The organism is Desulfovibrio sp. ZJ746 (genome assembly GCF_011039155.1).
Taxonomy (GTDB): domain Bacteria; phylum Desulfobacterota; class Desulfovibrionia; order Desulfovibrionales; family Desulfovibrionaceae; genus Desulfovibrio.
In genome coordinates this window covers 1-1,061 of record NZ_JAAKEK010000015.1, presented here as the reverse complement: position 1 = coordinate 1,061, position 1,061 = coordinate 1, and the positions used below count along the sequence as shown (strand labels likewise).

The window sequence follows — 1,061 nt, the reverse complement described above, 5'->3', positions numbered from 1 at the left end:
TCATCGGAGTTGTCGGGGTCGTAAAAGGCACCGTAAAGATTAACGCTCCGTCGCCATATCTTGGACGACCAGGCACCGGCGATTATGTTCCGAATCCCGTCCCCCATGCTCTCTCCCATGCTGGGAGAGTGCGGCCCGGCATAAATGCCGCCGGGCCGCATCCTGAAAATCCCTCTTCGATTGTCAAAGACCTAAGTCAGCGGCGCGTAAAGCCGCAGCACGGGCAGACAAGCACAAGGCGCCCGTCCTTGAGCACCAGGCGCAGGGAGTGCCCGCAGACGGGGCAATCCGCCCCTAAAAACCTAGACCACATAGCGCACCACAATGGCCGCCACGGCGTCCTCAGTTTCGGCGGACGCCGCCTGGGCCCGCAGGTCCTGCCGCGTGGCATTGAGCTGCGCCACCACATAGGCCAGGCCGTCCGGGTCATCGACTGCGAAGAGCGCAGTCCCGGTGGTCACGTCGGGCACCGTGGGGGCCTCGGCCTGCGGCATGGTCATTGTGGCCGCAAAGGCGGCCTCATAGGCCGCGTCAATCTCCCGACCCTTGGCCTGTCGGGCCTCCTCGAGGCCCTGCGCGCCCACGCCTTCCGGGCGCTCAAGCGTCGCGCCGTCCGGGAGGTCCCCCGGCGTAAACATTTGGCGGCCGGGGGTGTCCGGGCCGTCGCCGGGGAGCCAGTAGAGCGTGGGCGCCTGCACGTCCTCGGGCGCAAATTGCGGCGGCTTGCGCTCGCGGTAGTCCGGGACCAACTCCCAGCCTGTCCCGGTCCAGCGTGGCCACTGGCCAGTCCACGGCCGCGGGGGCAGGTCCACGCGCGTGCCGTTGTCCGGGCAAAAACCGAAATCCTCGGCCGAGGAAACATAGAACCAAGTCATGGGGTCATATCTGTGGGCTCGGGGCATAGGTATCTCCTATATTGTTTTTTTTGGGGCCTCTCCCAGCATGGGAGAGAGCATGGGGGACGGGATTCGGAACATAATCGCCGGTGCCTGGTCGTCCAAGATATGGCGACGGAGCGTTAATCTTTACGGTGCCTTTTACGACCCCGACAACTCCGATGA

At 64.6% G+C, this 1,061-nt stretch carries 1 protein-coding gene; it reads right to left on the bottom strand.

What is annotated here, in order from left to right; all coding sequences use genetic code 11:
- Window positions 1-302: 302 nt before the first annotated feature.
- Window positions 303-902, bottom strand: coding sequence for a phage tail protein (locus tag G7Y54_RS12445; protein ID WP_165079540.1), 600 nt, complete (start codon window positions 900-902; stop codon window positions 303-305).
- Between the last annotated feature and the right edge of the window lie 159 nt (window positions 903-1,061).